We start from the raw sequence: 25,248 nt of genomic DNA on the forward strand, positions 1-25,248 counted from the left end.
AGGTGCAGAAGCTGTCAGCAAGTGCAGCACATCATTGGCATGCCGTTGCAGCTCATCATCATCGGCATGGCGCAGTCGTTCATCAGCTTGTTCATGAGCATGCAGCCATTGTCCATCATCGCCATGCTCATACCTGGCATCGGCATCATTTTGCACAGCATGCCGTCGGCCTGCATCGTGCATTCCATCACGCACTTCATCATCGGCATCGACATGCCCATTGGCATCATCATGGGCATGTTCATCCCCGCCATCATCGCCATGGCGTCGGCTGACACGCACATCATCGACAGATTGGCGCACTGCATCATCATCGGCATGCCGCAGTTCATCATCATCGCCATCATCTCGGCGTTGGTCTTGAACTGAGCCATGTCCATACCAGCAGCAGGCTTCAGGGTGCACATCATGGCGTCACCGGCCATCTCGCACTTCATGGTCGCCATCATCATCGGCATGCCCATCATCGGCATCATTGGCATGGCGGTGTTCATCGGCATCTGCATTGCATTCATCATGTTCGAAACTCCGTAATCGACAGGAAATGGCTAAGTTCTGGCGCCGATTCTAGAGAGGCTGGAGGGTCGCGCAAGACGGCGGCAAAGCAGCAGAAATGGATGCTCTGCCATGCGCTTGGTCCAGCAGAACAGCAGGGATTGATGCAATGGCATTGATTTGGCTGTCATCACATCGCAAAGCGCTATCAACACGCCTGAATTGATGCGATGGATATTCGCTATAGGAATACCCACCTTCGTTATGGAAATAAACGATCTAACTGCTGTAGAGAAATCGCGAAATCAGGCCTGGTCGTATTGAGGCAGCGGTTCTAGACCGCGGGATTGTCGAGCGTCTGCATTAACTCGGCAGCCTCTGACGCCACGGGGAACCTGAATCCGTACATTTCGTCAGCACGCAGTATTTCCCGAAGTGCATCGACCAACTGCGCCTCAGTGGGCGACTCACGCAGCAGCTTGTGCGCAGGCAATAACAACTCGGCAGCGACGCCTTCAACACTGGCAGCATCAATCACCGCGAAGAGGATAAAGCGCAAGCGTATTTCGCAGTCCGTCGGCCACACCGTTTTTCGCTTACCCAAGGTAGAGCCTCATTTTTCGGAAAAGTCCGAGCCGAGGCTATTGCCGACGCAGGGGCGATTCAAGCATCGGAATATAAGATAGGCCCCTTCCTACAGCAGAAAGAGAAACACCGTACCGGCGTTGATCATCAGGATTTATCGTGCTGGCGCGTCGCCTGCCAGCACAGCAGCGACCCGATCGTCACCAGCGATCACTGCACCGGTAGGAAATTCATCAGCAAAAGGCTTTGCGCATAATTGAGACCGATACGCCGGTAGCGCTCATCGAGCATCTGCGTCAGCAGGTCAAGACGCGCAACAATCTTGCCGAACTCGACGGCAAAGCTGAGGTTACTGCCCTCCTCCGATATCTCATTGGAAAACAACAGCAACACACCATTGGCATCCTGGCGCTTACTGAGCAGCCACGTGGCCTTCTCGATATTGCGCGCTGCATTGCTGACGAACTGCGGGTTGATCGAATCGGTTATGTAGAACTCAGTACGCCCACCGTGGGCTGTCACCATCATGCTACCGATCGCATAGATGAACGCCCCGACCCTATCGCCCTGAAACTCCGGGCTCAAGGAGTAACTCAAGGCCACCAGATCACGCCGATCACCCAAGGCAGGCAGTGGGCGACGCTGTTCAATCGCCTGGCGAATTTCCCGCTCGGCGCTCAGCGCATCCGGATAACCCGATTGCCGCCATTGGCTGGGGTTACGCAGATAGAGCTTGCTCATCAGTAAATACAGGCTTTGCAGATTGTCACGCATCCCCAAGGTCGCCATACGGTCGACACTGGTTTGAAAGAACTCATCGGGCTTGCCATTACTGAACTGCTTGGCAATATCGCGACCCTGTTGCTGGGTGCAGCCAGCGGCGCAAAGCATTGAAACGCCAACCAGCAGCAACAGCCAGCGTATGGGGCGAACTCTGAAAAAAGTAAACCTGCGATCCATCGGCACCCGATCTGGTTCTTCTGCGCTCGCGGGGGATCGGCGAGGCTGGGACAAAGATAGAGCAAGGAAATCGAAAAAAGTGCGGCAGGCCTGGGCAGATAGTTGTAAGGAGCTCATTCCAGAGCGTTTCGTGACGAATTCGTTTCAAGGCCTATACTTTCAAGAGCAGTTGCGTGTGTTGTTGGCGAGCCCGGGTGGCATTTCAACCTTTCGAGCGGCCTGGCGCGTGTATGCACATCGCCTACGGCACTACCACCAGCAGCTGTAAACGAGGTGACGGCGATGAAACATCCAATTCGAGCACAAATGTTTGTCCAGGTGATTTGCCTGCTTTCGGTGGCTCAGCTTTTTTGCTGATTGAGATGAGAAAGTGCCTTCAATATTGGCCGCGGATGTGGCGCGAAGCGGTGCGCCCCATCGAATGCCCCCTAAAACCAGAAAGCCCCGCATGGCGGGGCTTCTTTTTTAAATTCAGCTGAAATATTGAGCCTTATCGCAGGCGCCGCCACACTGGCGGCCATTCATCTAAAAAGGAATTTACAGATGCCATTTTCATTGGAAGAACGAGCAGCTTTGCTCGGCATCAAGGGCGTCGGCCCCACCGTCATTACCCGCCTGGAGCAGATGGGTATCGAATCGCTGGCCGAACTACGCCAAGCCAATATTGACGACATCCTGTCTCAAGCATCAGCAGCATTAGGTTCGACATGCTGGAAGAACAGCCCTCAAGCCCGCGCAGCAATTACTGCGGCCGTAGCGCTAGCGCAGGGCAGAACTAAGTTCCTGCTGTCGAACTCGTGACCATTACATCGCTGCCACCGGCTGGGTCTCACGGGACTTTGTTAGCCGTTCTTAAAGCAAACGGCGGCCACGAAAGATAAAGCGTATCAGTAAATCCTACACAACAGGGACGTCTGCAACTGCCCTTTCACCACATCATGAAGACGGCTAAAGGTTTAGTGAAATCAATTCATTTTCCCTCAGCCAATGCATCGACATAAAATACACTTCATCAAAGACACTATAAATACTGCTGAATCATCGACACTAGAAAAAACAAATGGATTCAGCTGTACCCCAAACAATCAGAGCATCAAATCAAAATGAACAAAGAATTTACATTCACCCTCAAGAGCATTCTTTTCGACGAAAACTATCACCCCGCCGAAAACACGCGCATCACGACCAACTTTGCCAATTTGGCCAGAGGCAAGAGTCGTCAAGAGAATTTGCGCAACACTTTGAGGATGATTGACAATCGCTTCAATGCCTTAGCACACTGGGACAACCCTAAAGGTGATCGTTATACCCTCGAACTTGAGATCATTTCCGTCGAGATGAGCATTGATACTCAGAGCAGTGGTCGTGCTATTCCGTTGATTGAAATATTGAAAACAAATATTGTTGATCGAAAAACCAATGAACGCATTGAGGGCATCGTAGGCAACAACTTTTCTTCTTACGTGCGAGATTACGACTTCAGTATACTGCTGCTAGGCCACAACAAAAACCAACCCGAGTTCAGCACTCCTGATAACTTTGGGGAGCTGCACGGAAGGCTGTTCAAGTGCTTCATAAATTCGAAAACATACAGAGATAATTTCAATAAGCCGCCCGTTATATGCCTTAGTGTTTCAAACACCAAGACCTATCACCGAACTGAAAATCAGCACCCCGTACTGGGCATTGAATACCAGCAGGATGAGTATTCCTTGACTGATGAGTATTTTCAAAAAATGGGATTGAAGGTTCGCTACTTCATGCCTTCAAACAGTGTGGCGCCTTTGGCTTTTTATCATGCCGGCGACTTGCTCAGTGATTACACCAATCTTGAGCTTATCAGCACCATCAGCACGATGGACACCTTCCAGAAAATTTACCGACCTGAAATATACAACGCCAACTCTGCTGCAGGAAAATCCTATCAGCCGAGCTTGAAGCATCAGGACTACTCATTAACCCTAATTGTTTATGACCGAGAAGAACGTAACCGGCTGGCTATTGAGCAAGGCAAGTTTGTTGAAGAGAACTTCATAAAACCCTATCAAGCTGTGCTTGAGCAGTGGTCCGCCAATCACTCTCTTTGACTGATTAAAAATCACAAGGCCATCCATTATGAAAAAATTACTACCCACCTCAACCGCCGGCAGTTTACCAAAGCCATCTTGGCTTGCGCAGCCAGAGACACTGTGGTCGCCTTGGAAATTGCAAGGTGAGGAATTAATCGAGGGTAAGCAAGACGCGTTGTGTTTGTCGTTGCAGGAACAGCAACACGCCGGCATCGATATTGTCAGCGATGGTGAACAAACACGCCAACACTTCGTCACTACGTTCATTGAACACCTCAGCGGTGTTGATTTTGAAAAGCGTGAGACTGTTAGGATTCGTGACCGTTATGACGCGAGCGTACCAACAGTCGTTGGCGCTGTTACGCGCCAAAAGCCGGTTTTTGTTGAAGATGCAAAATTTCTACGCCAGCAAACCAAGCAACCTATAAAATGGGCGCTGCCTGGCCCAATGACTATGATCGACACGCTGTACGACAACCATTATAAGAGCCGTGAAAAATTGGCTTGGGAATTCGCCAAAATACTCAACCAAGAGGCCAGGGAACTAGAGGCCGCTGGCGTTGATATTATTCAATTCGACGAGCCGGCATTTAACGTTTTTTTTGACGAAGTGAACGACTGGGGAGTTGCCACCTTAGAAAGGGCCATTGAAGGCCTCAAATGTGAAACTGCTGTACATATTTGCTACGGCTACGGCATCAAGGCCAATACCGATTGGAAAAAGACGCTGGGGTCAGAGTGGCGACAATATGAAGAGGCGTTTCCCAAGCTCCAAAAATCCAGCATCGATATCATTTCGCTGGAGTGCCACAACTCCCATGTCCCCATGGACCTGATTGAACTCATCAGAGGTAAAAAAGTAATGGTAGGGGCCATTGATGTGGCATCCAACACCATTGAGACACCGGAGGAAGTGGCCAATACCCTAAGAAAAGCACTTCAGTTTGTAGATGCCGACAAACTCTACCCCTGCACCAACTGTGGCATGGCCCCGCTGTCTCGTCGCGTCGCACGAGGCAAGCTGAATGCTTTAAGTGCAGGCGCAGAAATCGTGCGAAGAGAACTGTCGAACTAATGCCGAGTTGGAGCGGGGATTGAAGCGGTAGATCGAGGAGGATGCGCTTAGCGCCGCTCTGAAAACGACGCCGTGACCCCGCTGCAAAACGCCGAACCATTGAGTGGGCGATCCGGTCGTTATCGATGGCGCGCGCTCAACATTGGCAAAGGCTGAACCCAGCCGACATGACCGGGCCACTTCAGGCCGTCTTCAGCACTTTCGAACTGCACCCACTGTCCAGGACCTCCCATGTCACTCCTTAGTACTGCTATCGAGCCATCGAGCTTTCGTGAAGCGCTCGGGCACTACGCATCCGGCATCACCGTGATTACATCGAACCTTGACGACGAGCCGATCGGCTTTACTTGCCAGTCGTTCTACAGCGTATCGATGAGCCCGCCGTTGGTGTCATTCAGCGTAATGTCCAGTTCGGCCAGCTATCCCAAAATTCGCCAGGCCGGTCGATTCGCAGTCAACATCCTGTCCGGCGACCAGATCAAGATCTCCAACCAGTTCGCTCGGCGAGGCACGGACAAGTGGCACGGAGTCGAATGGCAAGAATCGCCGCTGGGTAATCCGATCATTGTCGGCAGCCTGCACTGGCTTGATTGCGAAATTCACGCCGAACACACCGCCGGAGATCATCTGATCGTGATTGGAGAAGTGAAAGCGTTAAACCTGCAAAAGGCGGCTGCCACACAGCCATTGCTGTATTTCAAAGGACAATATTGCAACCTCGCTGCGTACGGGGTGGTTTGAGCCATTGCCCGATGGCCGGGTTTTCGAAAGCGTCGTAGTGCGTTCACAGCAACACACGCGGCAGAGCATCACGTCGACAGGGCAATATCATATAGCTATCATGCTTAACCAAACACATTCTCAATCCCTACTAAAACCACAAAAATCAAAAATGAATAGCCCTGACAACACCACGACTAAGACACAAGACTCAAATAACAAAGGGCTGCTTTCCGACTGTCAGAAGCTTATAAAGACGTACCCAGTATTCAATTTAATCTGCACATCAGCTTTAGGCGCACTGGCAGGCCTTGGCGCAAGTTACAAATTCATCGAATGGAAAGTAAACGAAGTCGCAGAACAGCGTCTAGCGCCCTATGAACAAATATTCTCCGGACTAAGCCTTAACCAAGGCGAGGAATTTTCTGAGGCGGCGCGAGTATTCCAAAAACTTATAGCCTCCAAAAAAATCGATACACTGCCAGACGCCTCGAAAAATCTTGCTTATGATGGCATGTTACTCGCAATTGCAAATTCGGATGATATCTCTGAATTCAGGGGCCCCATAAAAAAACTCAAAGACAAAATGATAGAAAGTGGTGAAGAAACACCTTGGCGATTACATCACCTTGCCTGGGCATTGATGCGAAATGGCGATTTGAGTGAAGCGAAGAAATACTTCAAAAAATCGGTAGCGGCCTATAAATCTAAAAGAGAGTATGTGGCTAGCGTAGACCCATCACGCGGCCTTATATTTATCGCACTGCTCGAAAACAATGTAGATGAAGCCTTTGCATTAGGGCAAGAGTTAAAGGAAATGAGACCAAGCCAGTACAGGAGCAATTTCGATTTAATAGCAGAGTTCAAAGAAATCCAAAAAAGCCGGTCTTTTGATAGCTTTAATGCCCTTTACGAAAAAACACTTCCAACAACAATAGACAAATACATTGCAAAACTCCTCGAAACGGCACCCCAAGAACAAAAAAATCAATAATGCAAAATCAATACCCACTACCAGCGTCGCATGCTACCAAGCCCACGCCTACGCTCACTGCGAGAGAAGTGTGCCAGGTGCTGCGAGAAGTCACCTTCGAACGACGCACTATGACCAAGCTGGGCCAGTCGTCCTGGGATGAGATTTTTGCTGGCCATTTTATAGTGGATGTCGAGGGTTGGCGTGTATCGATCTACAATGGCGGCGATGCGCTGGACTACTGTGAAACCTGTGTCAGCCCTGATCATCGGTGCTGGACATTTGGCAGCGGCGATCGTTACGGGACGGACCCTATTGCCCTACTCAGCACGTGGGAGCACCAGACGCTGCTACGTATGCTCAAGGAGCTTTAGATGAGAACCCTGCTGAGCAAGCACGTCAGGCTGATCCGCCACGGTGAGAGCGCAGCGAACGCAGGCGCCACGACACAGGATCATGCAAGCATTCCACTGACCGCCAAAGGCCTGGAACAAGCGCGCCAAGTGGCTCTATCTTTCACTGAAGCACCTGGGCTGATCATTGCCTCGCCGTTCTCACGCGCTCACGCAACTGCAGCTTGGACAATGACAGTATTTCCATCATGTGAGCTGCAAACCTGGCCCATTCAAGAATTCACCTATTTGGAACCAGCCCGGTGTGTTAACACCACAGTCGCTCAGCGAAAAGAATGGGTGATCGAATACTGGGACAGGGCTGATCCGCTCTACATCGACGGTGAAGGTGCTGAATCATTTGCAGCGTTTATAGCTCGCGCGCGGTCATTCCTGGATCGCCTTGCCGATAACCAACACCGGAGCATCGCGGTATTTTCCCATGGTCAGTTCCTCAACGCCGTCGCTTGGCTGATTGAACGTAAGCCATCGAAAATCGACGGACACTCAATGACTGATTGGCGCGCATATGAAATGTTGAACCACGTAGGGAACTGCTGTGGGTATCAGTTAATCAGCCAACTGAATGGTGCAGGATGGACGCTCAAGCGACCGAAAGCCCATCACGCGCAGAGTTTTCTCCCGCAGATCCCATTCAAGCGCCTCATGCCTTGAGGCAGAAATCTGAGCGGTACCTTTAGTTCGTACAATCCGGCCAACGGCGGCCTCGGAAATCGTCGATATTGGCGACGCAAGCCCGCTGCTGGGGCACAGCAAACAGGAAATTACCAAGCGGGTTTACAGGAGGATCGGCGCTACCGCGAAGCCTTCAAAATAGAAAAGTTCTGGAACGCTTCCACAATAGTTGTAGAACACCTATGAAAAGCCGCCTCTCGCGTCCCGAATGCCAGAAACACAAAAGCCCCGTAAGAACGGGGCTTTCACGTTAATCTTGGCGGGAAACCAGGGATTCGAACCCTGGGAACGCTATTAACGTTCGCCGGTTTTCAAGACCGTTATGCGTAAACAGCCGGGCCGCGGCTTTGAAGGAAATCGGAGTTCCTTTACCGAGTAAATTTGTTCGGGCTGGAGCCTGCATTCTATAAAGAATGTGGTTTTGGTTTCGGAACGCTTTGCACCCACCTGTATGACCCTATCGAGCGCAACCAAAGGCTAGGAGGTTTCCGGCACCACGTTGCCGCGTAAACTGTAGGTGATGATGGCTCGGGAGAACTATAACTTTCGTGCAGTTTGCTTGCTTGCCTGACTACTGAGCGAGAGTGTTCGTCCGTCTAAGGTTAACAAAATATATAGGTAGGATGGCAGCTACCTGCCATCCCGCGTAGCTATCAGTTGTCGTAGGGGATGTCTTTGTTCTTTTCAAAGTAATAAGCAAAGCATTTTCCAAAATCAAATTGCTTGTTATTGGCACAGTAGCCCAATGTGGCGCCCTGCTTTTCCGACAGTGACTTATGAACGATGGTTGACAGTAACGCAATGACATTTTTGTTAAAAACGTCATTATGGTTCTTGATGAAAGATTCAGGAGCCGAAATAAAATCTATCGGGTCATTTGCGAAGCAAGGCATGTGGGCACTAGTGAAGAAACTGTTGCTCGGTGAGCAGTAAGAGGTAAAACCCCAATTTGCAATGTTTGAGCTGCGCAGCGTGAGCGCCCGAGTTTGCAACAAGGACTTCTGCAAGGGAGGCTGCTCAATAGCCAGAGCAGGCTTAAGCTCGGCAGTGGGCTCGATCATAATATCATTCATGACCCCTGTGGTGAATAAGGAGTAGTTGCCAACGGTTTGATCATCCAAATCTACCTCCTTGAGCGCATAGGAAATACCAAAATAATCTCGCTGAATCACTTCCTGCTTCCAACGGGCATTCACACCTACTATCTGCCCAAGAGGAAAAGCAAAGTTGGTTGGGAGGTCCGCGCGAGAACTGACCACATACATTATTGATTGTATGGGCTTGTGCTTTGCACCAATCCGCATACTACTTCCTTCAATAATAGAGCCTGATTGGCTTCAATGGCCGGATTCAAAAGAACTACGCCGTCGCCAAACGGTTTAAGGATACCTGTACGCTCTGCCGTCTTCATCTTATCGAGCAATGTGTCATGTAATGCTGAAAGCGCAATGGCAGCGCCAAAACTGTGACCAACTGTCAGCATAAAATTTTTATTTTTTTGCCCAATAATATACTCAAGGTCAGTTAGGAAATTGGTGACTCCGCCGCGCCCCACTTCCTCTGCTACAGCCTTACGGTCCCAGAATGTTAAGTTTTCTAGCTGTAGACCTTGAAAGGTCATACCCCGCCAACCGACGTAAATACCTAGGATCTTTTTGTCGCCGGCGGCACCAGAGCGGGCTAGAAAATCCAGTGCATTTCTGAAGCTGATGACGTTCTCATCTTCAGTCGAGGCATTGTGTTTCCAGCCATGTACGAAAACGATTACCGCCAAGTCTTCGGTTTTAGATTTTTCAGATATTTTGTGTAAAAGTTCAGACGTTTGACTTGGTGAAAAATCATTTCCACGCTCTGTGAACTCTACAAACCCCAAGTCATAACCGGGATTTACCTCATAAGATTTTCCGCACCCCCACCAATGGTCAACGCATGTACCATCAGAGCTTCTGAACGGAGCGTTTGATACGCAGCCGCCCAATAGAAAGATAAACAAGATAACGAATATTTTCATTCCTTTGCTCCTAACGCTCAGTATGTTGTTTTTTGTGATCACTCAGCACTAGATATTATTAGTATGTCGCCGAGCGACGGTATTGGCAGAGCTGCTTTTCGAAGGCATTTGCGAGTATGGGTGGCTTTGCTGCAGGCGTCTAATCCCGAGAGAGAAAAACTCTAGAGATCTCATTTAGCGAGATCGAAGCTTTCCTTGCTTGCCTAATGCTTAGGCGGCTAAGTGATTCCAGTGACTATTTTTTGTATGTAGTCCATACACATAACGTCTGTACATTACAGCAGTAGAGTTTTACTGCGGGTCACGAATGAATTCCGGCGATAAATCAATAGCATGAGGAAAGGATTCGAACCCCTTCTTCGCCTTTGTACACCGCTTAAGGCCATAAAATACGATGTTTTCGTCTTTTGCTCATGGCGCCATGCGGTCTCTGGCGGCCCCGGGTTTGCCCTAATTTTGCCCTAAACATCTTCTCTGCTGCCGCTGCTATGCTTGATCCTTTTAGAAAGGAATCGACCCCATGTCAGCTGATTACTCACTACCCGATGTTCTGGAAAGGATTGACAATCAGCTCGCCTTGGAGGCGGCGGTAATGGAGCTGACGTTGTGGGTGGAACAGAGGGGTTCGTCAGAGGTCAGCGATAATATCCGTGGAGCACTGGAAGCTATTGGAGAGAACGCCGGCCACATCAAACAGGGCTTGGCCAAACTCAAGGGTACGAATCGCGGCTAGGCATCAACTTAGCGAGTTGAGCTCAGAATCGCCTCAGACAAGCCTCATGGTGGATAATGTAAAAATTCCTGACGGGCAGCAATCGGCCGATTGTGTTGAAAAAGTCAGTTTTCCTAAGACACTCGAATAGGGAGCCCGAATATTGGGCAGTTGTTTGCGAGATAAGCCGCATCGCCCGCTCGCTTGATCCTTGGTTTGATTTGAACATTGATAAGATTACGCCGGGAATGTAGGGTGGCTGTCGTCTGCTTAGTCGACGCGGGCTTCAATGTTCGCTATTAACGCTGATGTATAACAGGGACGTTATGATGAAAAAGGTTTTTTTGTTCACTGTGTGTTTACCGTTCGCCAACGTGGCCGATGCAGAACTCGCCATGTTCTCAAGAGCCAGCTGTGGTGGTTTTAACGAGAGTATCAGCTGGGATCCCTTCACCAATTGGACGTTATCGACAATTTCGTCTCAGGAAAATGCTGAAACATGTGTAGTGGTCTAATGAAACCGGACACCCATTTAGGCGAGAATGCTCGCCAGATAGAGGTGTCTGATGACCAAACAACGTCGTTCCTTTTCCGCTGAATTCAAACGCGAGGCCGCAGGCCTCGTGCTCGATCAAGGCTATAGCCATACCGAAGCCAGCCGTTCGCTTGGAGTGGTCGAGTCCGCGTTGCGTCGCTGGGTTAACCAACTCCAGCAGGAGCGCAGCGGCGTTACTCCGCAGAGCAAAGCGCTGACGCCTGAGCAGCAGAAAATCCAAGAACTGGAAGCGCGTATTGCTCGTCTTGAGCGGGAGAAATCCATTTTAAAAAAGGCTACCGCGCTCTTGATGTCGGAAGAGCACGAGCGCACACGCTGATTGATCAGTTAAGTACCCAAGAGCCGGTCGATTGGCTTTGCGCAGTCTTTGATGTCACTCGTTCGTGTTACTACGCCCACCGCCTCAGGCGCCGAAATCCCGACGTTGAGCGGCTTCGGTTGCGCAGTCGGGTCAACGAACTTTTCACGCAAAGTCGAAGCGCTGCCGGTAGCCGCAGTATCGTGTCGATGATGCAGGAAGACGGCGAGCAGATCGGGCGGTTTAAGGTGCGAGGCCTGATGCGGGAACTGGCGCTAGTCAGCAAACAACCTGGATCACATGCCTACAAACAAGCGACGGTCGAGCGGCCTGACATTCCGAATATCTTGAATCGAGAGTTTGATGTTCCGGCACCCAACCAGGTCTGGTGTGGCGACATCACCTACATCTGGGCTCAAGGGAAATGGCATTACCTGGCAGTCGTTCTGGATCTCTACGCACGCCGGATTGTGGGCTGGGCGCTGTCAAACAAGCCGGATGCGGATCTGGTCATCAAGGCGTTGGACATGGCTTACGAGCAGCGTGGCAGGCCTCAAGGGCTAATGTTTCACTCGGATCAGGGCTCGCAATATGGCAGCCGTCAGTTTCGCCAACGGCTCTGGCGTTACCGCATGCGCCAAAGCATGAGCCGTCGTGGAAACTGTTGGGATAATGCGCCGATGGAGCGTGTGTTTCGCAGCTTGAAAACTGAATGGATACCGACCGTGGGCTACATGACAGCTCAAGAAGCGCACCGCGACATCAGTCATTACCTGATGCATCGGTACAACTGGATTAGACCGCACCAATTCAACAACGGACTGGCCCCAGCTCAGGCCGAGAAAAAACTTAACGTCGTGTCCGGGATTAGTTGACCACTACACAGGTGAATACAGAGAGTTTGAAGCCTCCAACGATCTGACTCGCAGGTCCTATGCAGGCTGTGCCTTTTGCGGTTCAGGCTGGGAAGTGATGGGGTTTCATATGGTCGGGGAGAACCCGGAAGAAATGTGGCAGGCTGATTTTTTTCAAGACTTCTGTGACTCCGGTTTTTGGGGAGGGACTGCCCAGTCTCATAACCTCTGTAAAGAAACATATGCAACGGACTGCAATCTCACGGAGTGGTAATAATTATGTACGCTGGACTTTTAATCGCTGGGTTGATGGCTTTTCCCACATGCGCTTTTGCTGAGCTGAATATTGTGCCGCTGAGCAACAGTGACAAGGCCAAGCGGCTGGAACAGCTCAATAGCACTGCGCCCAAGGCGTCGTCCGCTAAGAAAGAGACAGCGTTTCCCACTCTGGCGCAATTTGAGCGGTATGTTTCAGTGGCCAAGCAAAATGATGTCCGCTTGAGAGATCGTGTGTTGCTTGCGTCATATTCCAGGGCGCGGATCACCGGCAGCGGATGCACGCTGCGCATGGATGCGCCTTCCGGTGTTGAGGATAAGAACGGTGACTTTAACGGCGTCATGTCAGTTTATTTGTGCGCTGACGCCTACGTTGTGACCTATGAAGCTGATTACACCCGAGCATTGAAGCAGAGCGTCACGGTTTATGATGATGAATATTCCCGCACGGGCACTCCTGGAATGCCTTTGATCAAAGAAAATACCAAGGTGGTGGGGGGGGTGAAGCGAACTATTTATCGCTGGTTAAATCCCGTCACTGAAATCAGGTATGAAATTTTTACCAGCCAGGTCCGCTCGGAGGATGAGGTGTTACTTGTCAAACTCAAGGCGGCCCTGCGCGAGACGCTTCTCGAGGTTGAAAAACGCCCATAAAATACACCGGAACGGCTCATCATGTTATCGCCAGAGCAGCATTGACCCAGTGGCCGATGCCACACTGACCTAAGCTTCTAACTTGGGGAACATTACCAGTGTTGGATTTTCGCCAATTGGTGTTGGGTCAGTATGGCATCGGCCACTGGGTCATTTCGGCTTCAGCGTCGACATTTAGGCTGAATTTTCGGAATCAAAAGGCCGCGCAAGATAGTTTTCCGCCGATTAGTGCCTGGGAGATAAATGATCAGCTCATGTCCTTCAACGCGGGTGCAGGTGCTGCACGCTGAAGAAGATGGACTGCATATCGATGCAGTCAAATGGGGATGGGCGCCTTTCTGGGCGAAGGGGAAACGCCCCGACCCGATCAACGCACGCGTAGAGACGGTCACCACGGGCAAGTTTTTTAAGCAACTCTGGCCGAATGGCCGCGCTCTGGTTCCGAGTGAGGGGTGGTATGAGTGGGTTAAAGACTCTGAAGATCCGAAAAAGAAGCAGCCATACTTCATCCGATTGAAGAGTCAGAAACCTATGTTCTTTGGAGCACTGGCCCAAGTTCATCCCGGCATTGAGCCTCACGAGGGCGATGGTTTTGTGATCATTACCGCCGCCAGCGATCAGGGCATGGTGGACATCCACGACCGCAAGCCGTTGGTGCTGACACCCGAACATGCCAGGGAATGGCTTGACCCAAACCTTTCCCCTGAGCGAGCGGAGGAAATAGCATCTGATGCGGGCAGAAACCGGAGAAAACAGTCTCGGGAAATTGGTTAGAGAGATAATCGAAAGAAATGCACACCACTCTTCCAAGTACCTACTGATCAATAAATACGGAAAAAGGATGACGAAAGGCATGTTGCGCTTGCGCTGGGACAAGGCGCGAGAGAAAGCGCAGCAGAATGCGTTGGAACAGGGCGACCCTATGCTAGCCGCTAAAATTGGTGGGTTTCAGTTTCGAGACATTCGGCCCAAGGCAGCATCAGAAATCATCGACACTGGCGACGCGAGTCTGCTGCTGGGGCACAGTAAGCAGGAGATCACCAAACGGGTGTACAGGAGGATTGGAGCCACCGCCAAGCCCTCCAAATAGGCAAAGTTTCGGAACGCCTATGAAAAACCGTTGCTCCCTACCCGAAGGCCAGAAACACAAAAGCCCCGCAATCGCGGGGCCTTCGTTTGAATCTTGGCGGGAAACCAGGGATTCGAACCCTGGGAACGCTATTAACGTTCGCCGGTTTTCAAGACCGGTGCATTCAACCACTCTGCCAATTTCCCTTATGCATCACAGGATTATAGTCGATCATCCTGTCTCAGCGGGCGCCATAATACCCGAATGAAACACACTGTCAAACTCTCGCCATCGCTTGTTACAGAGCGTCTGTTATGATCTTTGCGACTGAACGTTTCAAAACCGAAGGAGTGTCGCCATGCGCGAACAGAATTACGCAGTGAATGGTAACGCGCAGGCTGAGCAGCTTGAAGTCAGCCGCGTGTTGCGCAACACCTATGGCCTGCTCGCCCTTACCCTCGCATTCAGCGGCGTGATGGCGTTTGTGGCGCAGCAGATGCGCGTCGGCTATCCGAATATTTTTGTCGTACTGATCGGTTTTTATGGACTGTTCTTCCTGACCAACAAGCTGCGTGACTCGGCCTGGGGCCTGGTGTCCGCATTTGCCTTGACCGGCTTCATGGGCTTTATCCTCGGCCCGATCCTCAACCGTTACCTCGGCATGGCTGGCGGTGCGGAAGTGGTCAGCTCGGCATTTGCCATGACCGCCCTGGTGTTTGGTGGGCTGTCGGCCTACGTGCTGATCACCCGCAAAGACATGAGCTTCCTGGGTGGTTTCATCACCGCAGGCTTCTTCGTGTTGCTGGCGGCGGTGGTTGCAGGCATGTTCTTCCAGATCAGCGGCCTCCAACTGGCGATCAGCGCAGGTTTTGTGCTGTTCTCCTCGGTGTGCATCCTGTTCCAGACCAGCGCTATCATTCACGGTGGTGAACGTAACTACATCATGGCGACCATCAGCCTGTATGTGTCGATCTACAACCTGTTCATCAGCCTGTTGCAGATCTTCGGCATCATGAGCCGTGACGACTGATTGTTAGCCACATGAAAAATGCCCCGTATCGAAAGATGCGGGGCATTTTTGTTTGCAGGCCATCAGTACTGGTTGGGCTCCATTTCCAACTCAACCTTGAAGCGCTCGACAATGTCCTTTTGGATACGCTTGGCCAGGTTGGCAATGTCGTGCCCCGTCGCGCCTCCATAGTTCACCAGCACCAGCGCCTGCGCCTTGTGCACGCCCGCATCACCCTCGCGAAATCCCTTCCAGCCGGCCTTGTCGATCAGCCAGCCGGCGGCGAGCTTCATTTGACCGTCCGCTTGAGGGTAGGCCACCAAGTCCGGATACAGCGCTTGTAGCTCTTCAGCCAGGGCGTTGGTCACCAGTGGGTTCTTGAAGAAGCTGCCAGCGTTGCCAAGCACTGCAGGATCCGGCAGTTTTTCGTTACGAATGCTGCAGATCGCGCGACTGACATCGCTCGGCGTCGCGTCGGTGATGCCCTGCGCGGCCAAATGTTGCTGCACCGGGCCATAGTCGAGTTTAAGCTGACTGGCGCGGCTCAGGGCAAAGCGCACGCGCAGGATTAGCCAGCGCCCAGTCTCGTGCTTGAACAGGCTGTCACGGTAGGCAAAGTTGCATTCTTGCAGGCTGAAGTCCCGGAGCTCGCCAGTGTGGCGATCCAGCGCGGTAAGGCCGGCGAATACATCCTTGATCTCCACGCCGTAGGCGCCGATGTTCTGCATTGGGGCAGCGCCGACGGTGCCCGGAATCAGGCTGAGGTTTTCCAGGCCACACAACCCATGATCCAGGGTCCACAGTACAAAGGGGTGCCAGGCCTCCCCCGCTTCGGCCTCGACCACGGCATGCACGCCATCATCGTGCAGCACGCGAATGCCCTGCGTGGCCATGCGCAACACCAATGCAGGAATGTCCTGGGTCAGCAGCAGGTTACTGCCACCGCCGATGACCAGTAACGGCAATGCTTGAGCCGAAGCGTAGGCCAGGGCCTCACGCACATCCGCGTCGCTGCGGGCCTCGGCAAACAGCTGCGCGCGCACGTCGAGGCCAAAGCTGTTGAATGCCTTGAGCGATACCTGAGTAAGCACTTGCAAGGTCATAACCGCCCCTTCAATTCGATCACCAATAAATCACAGGCCCGCTCGATCAGGTCCAGGACCCGCTCGAAGCCTTGGTCACCTTCGTAATACGGGTCTGGCACTTCGTCGACTTGCGAGTCATAGCGACGCAGGAACAAATCCAGCTCGGCCTTGCCCGGCCCTGGTTGCAGCGCCTTGAGGTTGCGCAGGTTGCTGTTGTCCATGGCCAGGATCAGGTCATAGCGCGCAAAGTCAGCGCGGGAGACCTGCTGGGCACGCTGAGATGATAAGTCGTAGCCACGCAACAGCGCCGCACGTTGGCTGCGCTGGTCGGGAGGGTTGCCGATATGCCATTCGCCGGTTCCGGCGGACGCCACTTCAACCTGGCCCGCCAGCCCCGCTTCACGCAATTTATGCCGCAGAACGCCTTCAGCAGTGGGCGAGCGGCAGATGTTGCCCAGGCAGACGAACAGAACCTCCATCAGGCCCCCAGCAGGCGACGGACGCGCTCAAGGTCTTCTGGGGTATCGACACCAGCAGGCGGCGCCTCCAAGGCATCGCCCACGTGGATACGCACGCCATGCCAAAGGGCTCGCAGTTGCTCCAGGGATTCGGTGTTTTCCAGCCAGCATGGGCCCCAACTGACGAAGTCATGAAGGAAACCAGCGCGGTAGGCATAGATACCGATATGGCGACGGTACGGTACGCCCTCCGGCAACACATCGGGGTTCTTGGCGAACGCATCACGTGCCCAGGGCAAGGTCGAGCGGCTGAAGGTCAATGCCAGGCCGTTGATATCGCTGACCACCTTCACCACGTTCGGGTTGAACAGTGTTTCAATATCTTCAATGGGTTCTGCGAGGGTCGCCATGCGCGCTTCGCCGTGGGAGGCCAGGTTGGCGGCTACCTGGTCGATCACGCTCGGAGGAATCAGCGGCTCGTCACCTTGTACATTGACCACGATGGCGTCGGTTGCCAGACCAAGCTGCGTGGCCACTTCGGCCAGGCGGTCGGTGCCTGAATTGTGATCTTCGCGGGTCAGTACCGCTTCTGCGCCGAAACCTTTGCAGGCCTCGATGATGCGCGGATCATCGGTAGCCACCACCACTCGCTCGGCGCTGCTTTTGCAAGCCTGCTCCCACACCAACTGGATCATCGGCTTGTTGCCGATCAGTTGCAGTGGCTTGCCCGGCAAGCGGGTTGATGCGTAGCGCGATGGAATGACAACGGTAAAGGCTGTGGTCATTTATCCAGGCGCTCGTCAGTGGTCAGGGTACGGGCTTCGCTTTCCAGCATCACCGGGATGCCATCACGGATCGGGTACGCCAGGCCGGCGCCTTTGCTGATCAGCTCGGTTTTGTCGGCGCTGAGCTTGAGCGGACCTTTGCAGATCGGGCAAGCGAGGATGTCGAGCAGTTTGGTGTCCATGAGTGTTTCCTGGAAAAAAGCGTTTTAAGGCAAGAGTCGGGCGGGCAGCAGGCGCATCAACTGCGTGTCGAACCAGGCGACGAACGCCGGCGACGGTACCGCATCCACCGCAAGGTACCACCAGTCGGGCTGGGCAAAGGCGCGGCACTTCACCGCGTCTTTCTCGGTCATGACCAGCGGCAATGACGGCATAAAATTCAAGACCTCGGCGCTGTAAGGCGCATGGTCGGCAAACGCATGGGGTATCGGTCGCCAGTGTAGCGTTTCAAGGGTATTGAAGAAACGTTGCGGGTTGCCGATACCGGCGACCGCGTGCACCTGTTGGCCGTCGGGAAAATAGTCCACCGGCCGATGCTCACCGGTCTGTAGGTTAACCAGTGCCGTGGGCATCAGGCGGAAGGCAAAGCCGTCCTCGCGGTCGCTGGCGGCGCCGTTGTAAAGCAACGCATCAACACTGTGCAAACGCTCAACCGGTTCACGCAATGGCCCGGCCGGCAGGCAACGACGGTTGCCCAGGCCACGGGCCGCGTCGATCAGCACCAGTTCAAGGTCGCGAGCCAGGCGGTAGTGCTGCAGGCCGTCATCGCAGAGGATCAGGTCGAGGGTTTCGCTGGCCAACAACGCCTTGACCGCGCGACTGCGGTCGGGATCGATCATCAAAGGGACGCCGCAACGCTGCACGATCAGCAAAGGCTCGTCACCCGCCACCTCCGCGCTTTGGCTGGCCTCGACGCGCCAGGGTAACTGTGGAGGCTTGGCGCCATACCCACGGCTGACGACACCCACGCGCAAGCCCGTACGCCGGCAGTGCTCGATCAACCACAGGATCATCGGCGTCTTGCCAGTGCCCCCCACGGTGATATTACCGACCACCACCACCGGCACCGGTGCCTGATAAATCTCGCCCTCGCCCGCCACGAAGCGCGCGCGCTTACGCTGGACCACATGGCGATACAACGACTCCAGCGGCCGCAGCAACACGAGCGCCGGATGGCCCTCGTACCAGGCCTTGAGCAAACGATCGGTGATGGCCATCAGGGTTGGCTCGCCGCCTCGACAGTGCTCATGCGCAGATGACTGAAGCCCAGCTTGCCGGCAGCATCCATCGCGGTGATCACAGCCTGGTGCTGGGCCTTGCCATCGGCACTGATGGACAACGGCATCTTGGTATCGCCGCCGGATTCTTTCTCCAGGGCAGTCATCAAGCCCGCGAGGTCGTTTTTCTCCAGTAACTGGTTGTTCACTGAAAACACCCCGTCGGCGCTGATGGCGATCTCCAGTTGCTTGGTTTCCTGTTCTTCGGCCGGCGAACCGCTCACCGCTTCCGGCAAGTCGACACGCAGCTCGGTCTGCCGGGTGAAGGTGGTGGTGACGACAAAAAACAGCAGCAGGATAAACACCACGTCGATCAACGACGCGAGGTTGATATCGACATTTTCCCGTTGCTTGCGGCGAAATTTCACGCTTTGCCCCCAACCAGGTCTACATCACGGTCGCCCTGCACCACTTCCACCAGTTTGATGGCTTCCTGCTCCATACCCACCACCAGTTCATCGATGCGCCGCTGCAGGAATCGGTGGAAAAACACCGAAGGGATGCCGACCATCAGGCCTGCCGCCGTGGTGATCAATGCCTTGGAGATACCCCCGGCCAGCACAGCAGCATTAGTGGTCATGCCCGCCCCCATGAACGAGCTGAAAATATCGATCATGCCCAGCACCGTGCCCAGCAAGCCGAGCAGCGGCGCCATGGCGGCGATGGTGCCGAGGGCGTTGATGTAGCGCTCCAATTCGTGAATGACGCGGGCAGCGGCCTCTTCGATGCACTCCTTCATGATCTCGCGACCGTGCTTGGAGTTGGCCAGCCCCGCGGCGAGGATTTCACCCAGCGGTGAGTCGGCCCGCAATGCCTTGAGTTTTTCCTTGTCCAACTGTTTGTTCTTGATCCAGCCCCAGACCTGCCCCAGCAAATGCTCAGGGGTGACGCGGCTGGCGCGCAGGGTCCACAGGCGTTCGGCGACGATGCCGAGTGCGGCGATAGAACTCAAGATGATCGGCAACATCATCCAGCCGCCGGATTTGACCAATTCCCACACAGTGAATGTCCCCTCGAAAAAGTGCGCCACTTTACCATATAGGTTCGGCAGCGGGGCTCGTCAGCCATCTACCCGCCTGTCGTAGGCAGCAGTCTTTGGTAACGCTGGATTACGGTAACGCCTCGCGCCAAAAACGGCGTTGACCACGCGCAACAGTCGGTGGCAGGAAAGCGCCTAATTGCACGCGCACCGCTCCCTGCTCAGCACTGTCATATATTTGGCTGCCCAGTGCCTGGTAGCGGCCCATCACCTGGGGATGAGGATGGCCAAACGCATTGCCACGCCCTCGGGAAATCAGCACCGAAGTGGGCGCCAGGCGCTGGAGAAACGGCCACGACGACGAACTGCGACTGCCATGATGTGGGGCCTGCAGCCAGTCGGTACGCACCGCTAATGATGAATCGAGAAATGCCCGCTCAGCGGCGCGATCGATATCTGCGGTGAGTAGCAGGCGTTCGCCGTTGGCCTGGACCTGCAGCACGCAGGATTTAGGGTTGCCATCAATCGCATCGGCCCACTGCCACAACTCGAATGACACGCCATCCCACACCCACCGCTCACCGCTGGTACAAGGTTGAGTGCCAAGAAGCGCAGGCAACCCCTCGGTCTCACCTCCAACGACCCGTTTCACCGGCAGCCCGCGAGCAACAGCCGTCGCGCCGCCGGCATGATCCGCGTCAGCATGGCTGAGCAACATAATGTCCAGCCCCCTGACGCCGAGCTTCTTCAGCGCCGGCAGTACCACGCGCTCGCCCAGATCAACCGCGCCCGAGCGCAGGCCTGCATCGTAGAGCAGGGTGTGATGGCGTGTGCGCAGGATCAACGCCTGCCCCTGCCCTACATCCAACTGCACCACCTGCGCCTGCCCATGGGGCACCGGTTCCTGCGCAGGGAACACCGCCAACAGCAACAACGGCCAACCCAGCGGCCTGAACGGCACACCTTTGGGCAGCAATAACAGCCCGGCGCCCAGGAGGCTGCCCAACCAGTAACCCAATGGCACCTCGGTCGGTGTCCAGGCGGGCACTTGCCCAGCAAGCCATGCCAAGCCCCGGAACAACCCATCCAATGCCCCGCCGGCCAGCCACAACACGCCTTCTCCCAGCAATGGCACCGCCAATAACGCGGTGCCCAACAACGCCAATGGCAGTACCACCAGGCTGATCCATGGCACAGCAATCAGATTGGCCAATGGAGCGGTGATGCTGATCGGTAAGCCAAGCATCAGCAACAGCGGGAACAGACCAATGGCAATCACCCACTGAGGGCGAGTCCAGACCTGCCAGGTACTCCAGGGGCCCAAACGCCCACCGAAAGCCAGGACCAGCACGGCGACTGCCGCAAAAGACAACCAAAACCCCGGCTGCAGGCTGGCCAATGGATCAAGGATCAGCACCCCGTTAAGCGCCAGCAGCAACGGCCACCAGAATCCCAAATGGCGAAAGCGTAACCGCCACAACAGTACCAACCCCACCATGATGCAGGCCCGCTGCACGGGCACGCCGAACCCAGCAAGCAGGCCATAACCCAGTGCCGCAGCGAACGCCAGGCCGCATGCGCAAGGTAACCACGGCCAGATGCTGGGCCAGTAGCCGTAACGCGCCAATAGAGCTACCAGCCCGTAAATCAGCCCTGCGAGCAAGCCGATGTGTTGGCCGGAAATCACCATTAGATGTACCGTGCCGGTATCCTGCAGCACCTGCCAATCATCGGCCGCCAGCCCGGAACCGTCGCCCAGCACCAATGCGGCAAGGCCCGCCTCGCGGCCATTCGCATCGACCGCCATGAGCCGTTGGCGCACAGCATCACGCCAGGCATGGCGAGCCGGCGCCAGCCGCTCTCCGTCCTTCACCGAGCCGGTCGCGCCGATACGCTGGGCCAGCAGCCAGGCTTCATAGTCAAAGCCGTGAAAGTTGAGCAACCCGGAAGGCCGCTTCAACGTAACGGCCAAGCGCCAGTACTCCCCACTGCGTACCGCTGGTCCGCCATGCCAGGACACTCGGATGCGTTTGGGCAACTGGCCGTTGCGTGCCCGGCTGTCCGCCAGCTCAAAACGCACGCCCGTGGCGGTCTGCTGCGGTAGCCCGACCACCCGACCCTCCAGCCAACGTGTCTGGCCATCGAGCTTGGGTGACAGCCGGTCATTGAGCGCCCATTGGGCACTGATGCAGGCCCAGCCCAAGCCCAATAGGAAAAATGCCAATGGATACGTACGAAAAGGTAATAGCATCAATGCCAGCACCAGGGTGGCTATCAGCCACCCAGTCGCAGGCAACGCCGGTAGAAAACGCAGGGCAAGCAACCCCAGCGCAAGCGCAAACATCCCTGTCTTCATGAATCGTCCCTGTGCAGTGATCCACTCAGTCTTAGCCGGGTACGCAGCACGTCCTATGATGTTTTGTCACAAAGTCTGAATTTTCTGTTTATAGAATGCGCGCATACTTGCCCTTCGAACTGACTTGGACCCCTTATGCCCCGGCGCTTATTCAAACGGTACATGCCCGACCCCACGAGTATCAGGGAACACAAGTCATTACAGTTTCTTGGGACATTGCTGCATGACCCGAACCTCTGGCACCTGAATCGGCACTCCGTGGCGCGCGCCATGGCGGTGGGCCTGTTCGCGGCGTTTATTCCAATCCCGCTGCAAATGTTATTGGCGGCGGTACTGGCGATCACAGTCCGCGGCAATATGCCCATCGCCATCAGCCTGGTCTGGCTGACCAACCCGATTACCATGCCGGTGGTGTTCATTTGCACCTATATGACCGGCGCCTGGCTGATGAATGTTCCGCCGCGCAGCCTGCCTGACGATCTGACCTGGGAATGGATCAGCGGTCAGTTGAGTACGCTGTGGCAGCCCTTCCTGCTCGGTTCCGTCGTATTGGGGCTGGTGCTCGGCGCGCTGGCCTATTGCCTAACCATGGGTTACTGGCGCTGGTGGGTCGCGCACCAGTGGAAAAGACGCAAGCAGCGTCGCAGTTGAAGCCTAGCGCGCGGGCAAACGCATGTGCACGCGCAAGCCATGACCCGTATTTTCCGCCCACAAGCTGCCGTCCTCACGTTGGACGGCGTTGCGCGCAATACTCAGGCCCAGGCCAAACCCACCATCGCCAGGGCGGGAGCCATCCAAGCGGGTGAACGGCGCGAAGATCCGCTCCAGGTCTTGCTCATCAATCCCTGCGCCCTGGTCCTCCAGCCATAGGTGCCAGTACTCGCCATCACGCAGGCCATCCAGGCATACGACGCCGTTTTCCGGGGAATGGCGAATGGCATTGCGCAGGATATTTTCCAGGGCCTGGGCCAGTGCATTCAGGTTGCCCCGCACCCAGCAATCAGCCGTCAATAGACACGGCAAGCGTGATGCAGGCCAGTCGCTTTCAAAGCATGCGTTTTCCCGCAGCATGTCCCACAGCGCCTGAAGCTGGATATCTTCCTTGGGCAGCGGTGCCCGTTCGGTGTCTAGCCAAGCCAGTTGCAGGCTGTCTTCCACCAGGCGTTGCATGGCATCGATCTCCCGGCCCAACCGCTCGCGCAGTTGCGCCAGGTCCTGCTCGCTGTCACAGGCCACGCGCAGGCGACTCAATGGCGTGCGCAACTCATGAGACATGTCCCGCAGCAACTGCTGTTGCAGCACCACAGTCCCCTGCAAACGCTCGGACATATGGTCAAAAGCGCGACCCAGTTCGCCTAACTCGTCCTGACGACTCGTGGCATCGTGGGACATCCGCGTATTCAGTTGATCAGCACGCCAGGCGTTGGCCTGCTCGCGCAGTTGATTGAGGGGCATGATCAAAAGCCGATAGAGGCCAATACACAACAGCAGCGTAAACAAACCGGGAATCACACCGTTGGTCACCACCCGCCAGAACACTTGATAGCGCCCTGGCATAAAGCGCCGGGGCAATTCGATCACCAGCGACCCGGCACCCGGGTCGACAGCAAAGGGGATCTTGAGCCAAGGCAAACCCTTGACGTGACGGCTGACCGGCCAGTCCAGCCCACGCAGGAACGTCAGGCGCTGGCTTTGCACATCAGTCAGCGGGTAGCTGCTCAACGATTGCAAGTCATTGCCGATTACGCCGACCCAAGTGCTTTCACGCGTGCCCATCGCCTGTAGCCACGCATCAACCCCCGCATGGCCGCCACGGTTCCAGGCCTGCTCGGCGCTGACCGCATAACCACTCAGCGTGACTCTCGCCTCGTCGGACAGGTAAGCATTTTTCTGCTCCATGTACCGGCCCCAGGACCAACTGAGCCAGATCATCAGCAAGCAGAAGGCAATTAACAGGCAGGCCAGTTTCCAGAATAACGAGTGCTTGCCCGGCAGCCGTTTAAACGCGGCCTCAAAGCCCATCGTCGTGACCGCTCAACACATAGCCCTTGCCCCACACCGTGCGCACTTCGCGCTCGCTGTAGCCAATGACCTTGAGCTTTCGGCGGATCTGGCTGATGTGCATATCAAGGCTGCGGTCATGGGGTGCATAACCTCGCTGCAGCACATGCTGATAGAGAAAGGCTTTGCTGAGGACTTCGTCACTATTTCGGTGCAGCGTTTCCAACAGACGGTACTCGCTGCGGGTCAAGCTGGCCCATTGCTGCCGATGAAAAACATCGCACAGTTCGTCGTCAAAACGCAGCGCGCGCGCATCCTCGCGCATTGGCGCAAGCGTGGGCAAAGGGCGTCGATCCAAGGCCACTCGGCGCAAAATGGCTTCGATCCGCACCCGCAACTCGACCATGCTGAAAGGTTTGGGCAGATAATCGTCCGCCCCCAGGCGAAAACCGCTGATGCGATCAGCTTCGGCCCCCAAGGCTGACATCAGGATCACCGGGATCGAATGGCTCTGGCGCAAATGGGTCAGGATCGACAAACCATCCATCCCAGGCAGTAATATATCCATCAAGACCACATCAAACGGCCTCTCACGGGCGATGTCCAACCCTTGTTGGCCGTTCTGGCACCACGTGACCTGGAAACCGCAGCGCCCCAAATGCTCGTGCACATACGCGCCCAGCACAGGGTCATCTTCAATGGTCAGGATGCTGGGTAAGCCAACTACTGCGGGATTCATTAGCGTCTGCAAGTCATTCTCAATCACTGATTATTCAAGATTACCCCGACACAGGCAATCGCCACTTGGCGGCCAATGGCTCGAAGATTGTGCGGCGTCATTAATTTGCAAGATTCCAGACCGCGCAAATGGCTACACTGCGCAGGTGGCGCGGGCCGGATGCC

General features: G+C 54.7%; 29 protein-coding genes, 1 tRNA gene and 2 pseudogenes. 16 read left to right on the top strand and 16 right to left on the bottom strand.

Annotated features, from left to right (window positions below; translation table 11 throughout):
• Positions 1-14: 14 nt before the first annotated feature.
• From PspS35_RS30355 to PspS35_RS17225, 3 genes are all read right to left on the bottom strand, one after another.
• On the bottom strand, positions 15-518 hold the full coding sequence (locus PspS35_RS30355; protein WP_238785878.1) for a hypothetical protein: 504 nt from the start codon (positions 516-518) through the stop codon (positions 15-17).
• Between the two features lie 311 nt (positions 519-829).
• A complete protein-coding gene (locus PspS35_RS17220) occupies positions 830-1,099 on the bottom strand; it encodes a hypothetical protein (RefSeq protein WP_159935986.1) in 270 nt (89 codons plus the stop codon).
• 191 nt (positions 1,100-1,290) lie between these two features.
• Positions 1,291-1,971 (bottom strand): hypothetical protein, encoded by a 681-nt coding sequence (locus tag PspS35_RS17225; protein WP_238785879.1) that lies wholly within the window; start codon positions 1,969-1,971, stop codon positions 1,291-1,293.
• A 299-nt stretch (positions 1,972-2,270) separates the two neighbouring features.
• Between PspS35_RS17225 and PspS35_RS17230 the strand changes: the two genes are divergently transcribed.
• From PspS35_RS17230 to PspS35_RS30360, 9 genes and pseudogenes are all read left to right on the top strand, one after another.
• Positions 2,271-2,519 (top strand): hypothetical protein, encoded by a 249-nt coding sequence (locus tag PspS35_RS17230; RefSeq protein WP_159935988.1) that lies wholly within the window; start codon positions 2,271-2,273, stop codon positions 2,517-2,519.
• Between the two features lie 64 nt (positions 2,520-2,583).
• On the top strand, positions 2,584-2,841 hold the full coding sequence (locus PspS35_RS17235; protein ID WP_159935989.1) for a helix-hairpin-helix domain-containing protein: 258 nt from the start codon (positions 2,584-2,586) through the stop codon (positions 2,839-2,841).
• 302 nt (positions 2,842-3,143) lie between these two features.
• Positions 3,144-4,127: a DUF1852 domain-containing protein gene (locus PspS35_RS17240; RefSeq protein WP_159935991.1), complete on the top strand. Its 984-nt coding sequence runs from the start codon at positions 3,144-3,146 to the stop codon at positions 4,125-4,127.
• A gap of 28 nt (positions 4,128-4,155) precedes the next feature.
• Positions 4,156-5,184: a methionine synthase gene (locus PspS35_RS17245; protein ID WP_159935993.1), complete on the top strand. Its 1,029-nt coding sequence runs from the start codon at positions 4,156-4,158 to the stop codon at positions 5,182-5,184.
• Between the two features lie 231 nt (positions 5,185-5,415).
• Positions 5,416-5,925: a flavin reductase family protein gene (locus PspS35_RS17250; RefSeq protein WP_159935994.1), complete on the top strand. Its 510-nt coding sequence runs from the start codon at positions 5,416-5,418 to the stop codon at positions 5,923-5,925.
• A 151-nt stretch (positions 5,926-6,076) separates the two neighbouring features.
• Positions 6,077-6,898, top strand: coding sequence for a hypothetical protein (locus PspS35_RS17255; protein ID WP_159935996.1), 822 nt, complete (start codon positions 6,077-6,079; stop codon positions 6,896-6,898).
• Between the two features lie 110 nt (positions 6,899-7,008).
• Complete coding sequence (locus PspS35_RS17260; protein ID WP_238785880.1) at positions 7,009-7,251, top strand: hypothetical protein; 243 nt, start codon at positions 7,009-7,011, stop codon at positions 7,249-7,251.
• Positions 7,252-7,944 (top strand): histidine phosphatase family protein, encoded by a 693-nt coding sequence (locus PspS35_RS17265; RefSeq protein WP_159935999.1) that lies wholly within the window; start codon positions 7,252-7,254, stop codon positions 7,942-7,944.
• A 28-nt stretch (positions 7,945-7,972) separates the two neighbouring features.
• Positions 7,973-8,107: pseudogene (locus PspS35_RS30360) on the top strand (integrase); the annotation flags it as partial.
• A gap of 511 nt (positions 8,108-8,618) precedes the next feature.
• Here the strand turns inward: PspS35_RS30360 and PspS35_RS17270 are convergent.
• Complete coding sequence (locus tag PspS35_RS17270; protein ID WP_159936000.1) at positions 8,619-9,269, bottom strand: hypothetical protein; 651 nt, start codon at positions 9,267-9,269, stop codon at positions 8,619-8,621.
• Positions 9,230-9,976 (bottom strand): hypothetical protein, encoded by a 747-nt coding sequence (locus tag PspS35_RS17275; RefSeq protein WP_159936002.1) that lies wholly within the window; start codon positions 9,974-9,976, stop codon positions 9,230-9,232. Before PspS35_RS17275 ends, PspS35_RS17270 begins: the two co-directional genes overlap by 40 nt.
• A 520-nt stretch (positions 9,977-10,496) precedes the next feature.
• On the opposite strand from PspS35_RS17275, the gene PspS35_RS17280 reads away from it, so the two are divergent.
• The 5 genes and pseudogenes from PspS35_RS17280 (at position 10,497) to PspS35_RS17300 (ending at position 14,416) form a co-directional block, all read left to right on the top strand.
• Positions 10,497-10,709: a hypothetical protein gene (locus tag PspS35_RS17280; protein ID WP_159936004.1), complete on the top strand. Its 213-nt coding sequence runs from the start codon at positions 10,497-10,499 to the stop codon at positions 10,707-10,709.
• 545 nt (positions 10,710-11,254) lie between these two features.
• Positions 11,255-12,417, top strand: a protein-coding gene (locus PspS35_RS17285; RefSeq protein WP_122427526.1) for an IS3 family transposase whose coding sequence is annotated in 2 segments (ribosomal slippage) — positions 11,255-11,510 and positions 11,510-12,417 — 1,164 coding nt in all. Because the reading frame shifts where the segments join, the coding sequence is not laid out codon by codon here.
• Positions 12,418-12,675: 258 nt separating this feature from the next.
• Complete coding sequence (locus tag PspS35_RS17290) at positions 12,676-13,326, top strand: hypothetical protein (protein ID WP_159936006.1); 651 nt, start codon at positions 12,676-12,678, stop codon at positions 13,324-13,326.
• A gap of 258 nt (positions 13,327-13,584) precedes the next feature.
• Positions 13,585-14,052: pseudogene (locus tag PspS35_RS17295) on the top strand (SOS response-associated peptidase family protein); the annotation flags it as partial.
• A gap of 115 nt (positions 14,053-14,167) precedes the next feature.
• Positions 14,168-14,416 carry a hypothetical protein gene (locus tag PspS35_RS17300; protein ID WP_178123091.1) on the top strand — a complete coding sequence of 83 codons (249 nt, stop codon included), beginning with the start codon at positions 14,168-14,170 and terminating at the stop codon, positions 14,414-14,416.
• A 94-nt stretch (positions 14,417-14,510) separates the two neighbouring features.
• On the opposite strand, the gene PspS35_RS17305 is transcribed toward PspS35_RS17300, so the two are convergent.
• Positions 14,511-14,601, bottom strand: a tRNA-Ser gene (locus PspS35_RS17305).
• A gap of 152 nt (positions 14,602-14,753) precedes the next feature.
• Here PspS35_RS17305 and PspS35_RS17310 point away from each other — a divergent pair.
• The gene (locus PspS35_RS17310; protein ID WP_010209655.1) at positions 14,754-15,425 is read left to right on the top strand and encodes a Bax inhibitor-1/YccA family protein; all 672 of its coding nucleotides are present in this window, start codon (positions 14,754-14,756) and stop codon (positions 15,423-15,425) included.
• A gap of 62 nt (positions 15,426-15,487) precedes the next feature.
• Here the strand turns inward: PspS35_RS17310 and murB are convergent, their stop codons facing one another.
• The 8 genes from murB to PspS35_RS17350 form a co-directional block, all read right to left on the bottom strand.
• Positions 15,488-16,507, bottom strand: coding sequence for a UDP-N-acetylmuramate dehydrogenase (gene murB, locus PspS35_RS17315; RefSeq protein WP_159936007.1), 1,020 nt, complete (start codon positions 16,505-16,507; stop codon positions 15,488-15,490).
• Positions 16,504-16,968, bottom strand: coding sequence for a low molecular weight protein-tyrosine-phosphatase (locus tag PspS35_RS17320; RefSeq protein WP_159936008.1), 465 nt, complete (start codon positions 16,966-16,968; stop codon positions 16,504-16,506). The genes murB and PspS35_RS17320 overlap by 4 nt, the downstream gene beginning before the upstream one ends.
• Positions 16,968-17,732: a 3-deoxy-manno-octulosonate cytidylyltransferase gene (gene kdsB / locus PspS35_RS17325; protein WP_159936010.1), complete on the bottom strand. Its 765-nt coding sequence runs from the start codon at positions 17,730-17,732 to the stop codon at positions 16,968-16,970. Before kdsB ends, PspS35_RS17320 begins: the two co-directional genes overlap by 1 nt.
• A complete protein-coding gene (locus PspS35_RS17330) occupies positions 17,729-17,914 on the bottom strand; it encodes a Trm112 family protein (RefSeq protein ID WP_003174668.1) in 186 nt (61 codons plus the stop codon). The genes kdsB and PspS35_RS17330 overlap by 4 nt, the downstream gene beginning before the upstream one ends.
• A gap of 24 nt (positions 17,915-17,938) precedes the next feature.
• Positions 17,939-18,949 (bottom strand): tetraacyldisaccharide 4'-kinase, encoded by a 1,011-nt coding sequence (gene lpxK / locus PspS35_RS17335; protein WP_159936012.1) that lies wholly within the window; start codon positions 18,947-18,949, stop codon positions 17,939-17,941.
• Positions 18,949-19,377 carry a biopolymer transporter ExbD gene (locus PspS35_RS17340; RefSeq protein WP_159936013.1) on the bottom strand — a complete coding sequence of 143 codons (429 nt, stop codon included), beginning with the start codon at positions 19,375-19,377 and terminating at the stop codon, positions 18,949-18,951. Before PspS35_RS17340 ends, lpxK begins: the two co-directional genes overlap by 1 nt.
• Positions 19,374-20,009, bottom strand: a complete 636-nt coding sequence (locus tag PspS35_RS17345) for a MotA/TolQ/ExbB proton channel family protein (protein ID WP_159936015.1) — start codon at positions 20,007-20,009, stop codon at positions 19,374-19,376. The genes PspS35_RS17340 and PspS35_RS17345 overlap by 4 nt, the downstream gene beginning before the upstream one ends.
• Before the next feature lie 109 nt (positions 20,010-20,118).
• Positions 20,119-22,344, bottom strand: coding sequence for a ComEC/Rec2 family competence protein (locus tag PspS35_RS17350; protein WP_238785881.1), 2,226 nt, complete (start codon positions 22,342-22,344; stop codon positions 20,119-20,121).
• Between the two features lie 135 nt (positions 22,345-22,479).
• Between PspS35_RS17350 and PspS35_RS17355 the strand changes: the two genes are divergently transcribed.
• Positions 22,480-22,995, top strand: coding sequence for a DUF2062 domain-containing protein (locus tag PspS35_RS17355; protein ID WP_159936017.1), 516 nt, complete (start codon positions 22,480-22,482; stop codon positions 22,993-22,995).
• Positions 22,996-22,998: 3 nt separating this feature from the next.
• On the opposite strand, the gene PspS35_RS17360 is transcribed toward PspS35_RS17355, so the two are convergent.
• Both PspS35_RS17360 and PspS35_RS17365 read right to left on the bottom strand, forming a co-directional pair.
• Complete coding sequence (locus PspS35_RS17360) at positions 22,999-24,366, bottom strand: sensor histidine kinase (RefSeq protein ID WP_159936019.1); 1,368 nt, start codon at positions 24,364-24,366, stop codon at positions 22,999-23,001.
• Positions 24,356-25,084, bottom strand: coding sequence for a response regulator transcription factor (locus PspS35_RS17365; RefSeq protein WP_159936021.1), 729 nt, complete (start codon positions 25,082-25,084; stop codon positions 24,356-24,358). Before PspS35_RS17365 ends, PspS35_RS17360 begins: the two co-directional genes overlap by 11 nt.
• Between the last annotated feature and the right edge of the window lie 164 nt (positions 25,085-25,248).

The organism is Pseudomonas sp. S35, assembly GCF_009866765.1.
In the GTDB taxonomy this organism is placed as follows: domain Bacteria; phylum Pseudomonadota; class Gammaproteobacteria; order Pseudomonadales; family Pseudomonadaceae; genus Aquipseudomonas.

Excerpts from the sequence above, each read along its gene's own strand:
- PspS35_RS17365 (WP_159936021.1), bottom strand. The coding sequence starts at position 25,084 with ATGAATCCCGCAGTAGTTGGCTTACCCAGCATCCTGACCATTGAAGAT.
- lpxK (WP_159936012.1), bottom strand. The coding sequence starts at position 18,949 with ATGGCCATCACCGATCGTTTGCTCAAGGCCTGGTACGAGGGCCATCCG.
- PspS35_RS17240 (WP_159935991.1), top strand. The coding sequence starts at position 3,144 with ATGAACAAAGAATTTACATTCACCCTCAAGAGCATTCTTTTCGACGAA.
- PspS35_RS17255 (WP_159935996.1), top strand. The coding sequence starts at position 6,077 with ATGAATAGCCCTGACAACACCACGACTAAGACACAAGACTCAAATAAC.
- PspS35_RS17250 (WP_159935994.1), top strand. The coding sequence starts at position 5,416 with ATGTCACTCCTTAGTACTGCTATCGAGCCATCGAGCTTTCGTGAAGCG.
- PspS35_RS17310 (WP_010209655.1), top strand. The coding sequence starts at position 14,754 with ATGCGCGAACAGAATTACGCAGTGAATGGTAACGCGCAGGCTGAGCAG.
- PspS35_RS17350 (WP_238785881.1), bottom strand. The coding sequence starts at position 22,344 with ATGAAGACAGGGATGTTTGCGCTTGCGCTGGGGTTGCTTGCCCTGCGT.
- PspS35_RS17235 (WP_159935989.1), top strand. The coding sequence starts at position 2,584 with ATGCCATTTTCATTGGAAGAACGAGCAGCTTTGCTCGGCATCAAGGGC.
- PspS35_RS30355 (WP_238785878.1), bottom strand. The coding sequence starts at position 518 with ATGATGAATGCAATGCAGATGCCGATGAACACCGCCATGCCAATGATG.
- PspS35_RS17330 (WP_003174668.1), bottom strand. The coding sequence starts at position 17,914 with ATGGACACCAAACTGCTCGACATCCTCGCTTGCCCGATCTGCAAAGGT.
- PspS35_RS17360 (WP_159936019.1), bottom strand. The coding sequence starts at position 24,366 with ATGGGCTTTGAGGCCGCGTTTAAACGGCTGCCGGGCAAGCACTCGTTA.
- PspS35_RS17270 (WP_159936000.1), bottom strand. The coding sequence starts at position 9,269 with ATGCGGATTGGTGCAAAGCACAAGCCCATACAATCAATAATGTATGTG.
- murB (WP_159936007.1), bottom strand. The coding sequence starts at position 16,507 with ATGACCTTGCAAGTGCTTACTCAGGTATCGCTCAAGGCATTCAACAGC.
- PspS35_RS17275 (WP_159936002.1), bottom strand. The coding sequence starts at position 9,976 with ATGAAAATATTCGTTATCTTGTTTATCTTTCTATTGGGCGGCTGCGTA.
- PspS35_RS17300 (WP_178123091.1), top strand. The coding sequence starts at position 14,168 with ATGACGAAAGGCATGTTGCGCTTGCGCTGGGACAAGGCGCGAGAGAAA.
- PspS35_RS17355 (WP_159936017.1), top strand. The coding sequence starts at position 22,480 with ATGCCCCGGCGCTTATTCAAACGGTACATGCCCGACCCCACGAGTATC.
- PspS35_RS17230 (WP_159935988.1), top strand. The coding sequence starts at position 2,271 with ATGCACATCGCCTACGGCACTACCACCAGCAGCTGTAAACGAGGTGAC.
- PspS35_RS17265 (WP_159935999.1), top strand. The coding sequence starts at position 7,252 with ATGAGAACCCTGCTGAGCAAGCACGTCAGGCTGATCCGCCACGGTGAG.
- PspS35_RS17225 (WP_238785879.1), bottom strand. The coding sequence starts at position 1,971 with ATGCTTTGCGCCGCTGGCTGCACCCAGCAACAGGGTCGCGATATTGCC.
- PspS35_RS17320 (WP_159936008.1), bottom strand. The coding sequence starts at position 16,968 with ATGGAGGTTCTGTTCGTCTGCCTGGGCAACATCTGCCGCTCGCCCACT.
- PspS35_RS17290 (WP_159936006.1), top strand. The coding sequence starts at position 12,676 with ATGTACGCTGGACTTTTAATCGCTGGGTTGATGGCTTTTCCCACATGC.
- PspS35_RS17260 (WP_238785880.1), top strand. The coding sequence starts at position 7,009 with ATGACCAAGCTGGGCCAGTCGTCCTGGGATGAGATTTTTGCTGGCCAT.
- kdsB (WP_159936010.1), bottom strand. The coding sequence starts at position 17,732 with ATGACCACAGCCTTTACCGTTGTCATTCCATCGCGCTACGCATCAACC.
- PspS35_RS17245 (WP_159935993.1), top strand. The coding sequence starts at position 4,156 with ATGAAAAAATTACTACCCACCTCAACCGCCGGCAGTTTACCAAAGCCA.
- PspS35_RS17280 (WP_159936004.1), top strand. The coding sequence starts at position 10,497 with ATGTCAGCTGATTACTCACTACCCGATGTTCTGGAAAGGATTGACAAT.